The organism is Clostridium sp. DSM 8431 (assembly GCF_900116755.1).
In the GTDB taxonomy this organism is placed as follows: domain Bacteria; phylum Bacillota; class Clostridia; order Clostridiales; family Clostridiaceae; genus Clostridium.
Window position 1 is genome coordinate 1 of the sequence record NZ_FPBY01000243.1, and the last position, 3,615, is coordinate 3,615.

The following is a 3,615-nucleotide window of genomic DNA, read 5'->3' on the forward strand; positions in this document are numbered from 1 at the left end:
TGTGCAATTTTGAGATAACATCTCAAATCTGGTGATAATGGCGTAGAGGAAACACTCCTTTCCATTCCGAACAGGACAGTTAAGCTCTACAGCGCCGATGGTACTTCATGGGAGACTGTGCGGGAGAGTAGGACGTTGCCAGGTGATTAACTAAAAGCGTTAGAAGTAATTCTAACGCTTTTTTCGTATATCTAAATAACAAAAAAATAATAACTTTTAGCCAGATATTTCTTAATTTCTCATAGAGGAAACTCCATTTTCTAATAATCTACCAGTCAATTCAATTACTTTTTTCATAGGGATTTTTTTATTGCTATTTACCCATTGTCTAAAAATATCTGTTGAAGCACTAGCAAGAAACATATTAATAAGCATTTGTTCATCTTCAGTATATTTTTCAAAAGGATTATAATCATAGCGATTGTGCATAAGATTAGTTACCATAATTTTATTTGAAAAGTCTTGATATTTAGGATCGGTTATCATTTTTTCGTAAAAAGGATCTGATGTATAAAATTCAAACATAACCTTTGTTAGTTCATAATAATCATATGGAATAGTTAACTTCTTAACTTCTTTTCCATAATCTAAAACAATCTTTTGAATTATATCTTCATACAGAGCTTCTATACATGTGTAATGAAGATAGAAAGTTTTCCTATGAATTCCAGCAACTTCAGTTATTTTCTTTACATTAATGTCTTTAGATCTGCCATTCAAAACTAGTTCTTTAAATGCGTTTTGAATAGATTCTCTTGTTCTTTTAACTCTTGGGTTTTCTTCATGATGATTTTCCATTGCAAATATCTCCTTATATATCCACTTTTACAAAAAGTGTGGCATTACCACACAAAGCAATTAAGTGGAAATTGATTGAATGATTTGGTGGTTATATACTATAGATATAGTTTAAAACCACACATGGACATTATAGCAAAACAATAGGAGAATTGAAATGAAAAAAATATTACTTAAAGTTGGAGATATTCAAATCCCAGCAATATTGAATAATACAAAGACGGCACTGGATTTTGAGAGAAAACTTCCTTTTAAAGTAACATGCCATGATTCAGGCATTGATTATTGTGGAAAAGTTGCAAGAGGACGATTTGATCCTGGAGAGTATAGTCTTGGTTGGAAAAATGGAGATATTATGCTTTGTAATGGATGGTTTGCTTTGTTATATGATGGTGAGGAAAAATCAAAAGAGTATGGTCAGACTATGATAATTGGTCATTTTGATGATATTAATATAGTTCGTAACTTACCTAAAACAATTCAATTGACGGTAAGTTATGAGTAAAGAAATTAAAAGTAAAAAGGAGATAATAATATGGCAGTAAAACAAACAGCAGGAAGAGAGCAATTAGGTAGCTTTGCACCAAAGTTTGCTGAATTAAATGATGATGTACTTTTTGGAGAAGTATGGAGTAGAGAAGATAAACTTTCTTTAAGAGATAGAAGTCTTGTAACAGTAGTGGCATTAATGGCACAAGGACTTACAGATGAATCCTTTAAATATCATTTAATGAGTGCTAAGACAAATGGAATTACAAAAGAAGAAATTGCAGAAATTATTACACATGCAGCATTTTATTGTGGATGGCCTAAGGCATGGGCAGTATTTAGAATGGCAAAAGAAATATGGTTTGAAGAAAGTGATGAAGATGATGAAAAAGCAAAACATCAAGCATCAATGATATTCCCTATAGGAGCTCCTAATGATGCATTTGCAAAATATTTTATTGGACAGAGTTATTTAGCTCCACTTTCTACAAAACAGGTAGGAATTTTTAATGTTACATTTGAACCAGGATGTCGTAATAATTGGCATATTCATCATGCAGATAAAGGTGGCGGACAAATTTTAGTATGTGTATCTGGACGTGGCTATTATCAAGAATAGGGTAAAGAACCAGTACTTATGACACCTGGAGATGTTATAAATATTCCAGTAGGAGTAAAGCATTGGCATGGAGCTGCTCCAGATAGCTGGTTTAGTCATTTAGCTATAGAAGTACCAGGAGAAAATACAAGTAACGAATGGTTAGAAGAAGTAGATGATAATCAATATAAAAATATAAAGTAGAATGAGGAAATAAAAAATGAAGTCAAAATATAATGGATATAGTTTTGAATTAAATGATAATGTGGATAGAATAAAAGTAAGTTTTATAAATAGATATGGAATAAATCTTGTTGGTGATTTGTATATACCAAAGAATTATGATGGTAAATTAAAAGCAATTGCAATAAGTGGGCCGTTTGGAGCTGTGAAGGAACAGGCTTCTGGGCTTTATGCAGATGAGTTAGCAAGCAAAGGATTTACAGCACTAGCATTTGATCCTTCCTTTACAGGTGAAAGTGGAGGTGAAATGCGTTATGTTGCTTCTCCTGATATTAATACAGAAGATTTTAGTGCGGCTGTAGATTTCCTACTTACTCAAGATTTTATAGATGAGGATAATGTGGGGATACTTGGAATATGTGGTTTTGGTGGATTTGCTCTTAATGCAGCAGCAATGGATACAAGAATTAAAGCTACTGTTGCTTCAACAATGTATGATATGACTAGAGTTAATGCAAATGGATATTTTGATTCAATGGATGAAAATGCCCGTTATGAATTAAAAAAGCAGCTTAATGAAAGAAGAACATTAGACTATAAATATGGACATATAGATAGAACAGGTGGGGTTGTTGATACTATAGATAAAGATACTCCTGAGTTTGTAAAAGACTATTTTAATTATTATAAAACTCAAAGGGGGTATACAGAACGTTCATTAAATTCAAATAGCGGCTGGAATACAACTCATGCATTATCTTTTATAAATATGCCTATATTACAAAATAGTTCAGAAATTAGAAATGCAGTACTTATGATTCATGGAGAAAAAGCACACTCATGTTATTTTAGTAAAGATGCATTTAAAAAGTTAAAGGGAGATAACAAGGAGCTATTAATTATTCCTGGGGCATCCCATGTAGACTTATATGATCAAAAGAATATTATTCCTTTTGGTAAAATTGAAAGTTTCTTTAATGAGTATTTAAAATAGAGGTTTGTATAATTATAAAAAGGACATTAGATGATAGTGGAACATCTAATGTCCTTTTTTGATGTTAAGACAAGAATTTTAATTATAAGAGCTAAATCTAAATACTAGATTGATGAAATTAATGCAATTTTTAAGAAATTTCTGAAGTATTTATGTGTATAAGGTAAAAATAATTTATATAAGAAGTATGATTTGTTATAAAATTTATATTTTATTAGGAAAACTTACCTTGGCGTGTCAATATACGAAAAACAAAGTAAAAAAGAGTATGTTTAAGAAAACTAAGTTTAATTTTATTATTTAGTGATAATAGCAAATTATTAAGCTTAGAAAAGTGATAATATAAAACACGTCGCTGAGGCAGACAAGAAACAAAAGGAAATAACAAATTTCAATTTGATTTTTAAAAAAGTTGAAAAAAGTTGTTGACAAAGTTTTGCTTAAGTGATAAGATATAAAAGTCGCTTGAGGGCGACGAGATAAATTGGTCTTTGAAAATTGAACAGATATAGATAAAGTTAAGAACCAGCAATTCTTTTATGAGTAAGTTTTT

The 3,615-nt window shown here is 30.6% G+C and carries 3 protein-coding genes, 1 rRNA gene and 1 pseudogene; 4 read left to right on the top strand and 1 reads right to left on the bottom strand.

Annotation, left to right across the window (positions count from 1 at the left end):
- Positions 1–27 precede the first annotated feature (27 nt).
- Positions 28–144 (top strand): 5S ribosomal RNA (gene rrf, locus BM384_RS16130).
- 87 nt (positions 145–231) lie between these two features.
- On the opposite strand, the gene BM384_RS16135 is transcribed toward rrf, so the two are convergent.
- Positions 232–798 carry a TetR/AcrR family transcriptional regulator gene (locus BM384_RS16135; RefSeq protein WP_090015156.1) on the bottom strand — a complete coding sequence of 189 codons (567 nt, stop codon included), beginning with the start codon at positions 796–798 and terminating at the stop codon, positions 232–234.
- Positions 799–955: 157 nt separating this feature from the next.
- On the opposite strand from BM384_RS16135, the gene BM384_RS16140 reads away from it, so the two are divergent.
- The 3 genes and pseudogenes from BM384_RS16140 (at position 956) to BM384_RS16150 (ending at position 3,062) form a co-directional block, all read left to right on the top strand.
- Positions 956–1,303, top strand: a complete 348-nt coding sequence (locus tag BM384_RS16140) for a cyclophilin-like fold protein (protein WP_090015158.1) — start codon at positions 956–958, stop codon at positions 1,301–1,303.
- Positions 1,304–1,333: 30 nt separating this feature from the next.
- Positions 1,334–2,089: pseudogene (locus BM384_RS16145) on the top strand (carboxymuconolactone decarboxylase family protein).
- Positions 2,090–2,105: 16 nt separating this feature from the next.
- Entirely contained in the window at positions 2,106–3,062 is a 957-nt protein-coding gene (locus BM384_RS16150; protein WP_090015160.1) for an alpha/beta hydrolase, read from the top strand.
- Positions 3,063–3,615 lie beyond the last annotated feature (553 nt).

Coding starts and splice junctions, on each gene's coding strand:
- BM384_RS16140 (WP_090015158.1), top strand. CDS start 956: ATGAAAAAAATATTACTTAAAGTTGGAGATATTCAAATCCCAGCAATA.
- BM384_RS16135 (WP_090015156.1), bottom strand. CDS start 798: ATGGAAAATCATCATGAAGAAAACCCAAGAGTTAAAAGAACAAGAGAA.
- BM384_RS16150 (WP_090015160.1), top strand. CDS start 2,106: ATGAAGTCAAAATATAATGGATATAGTTTTGAATTAAATGATAATGTG.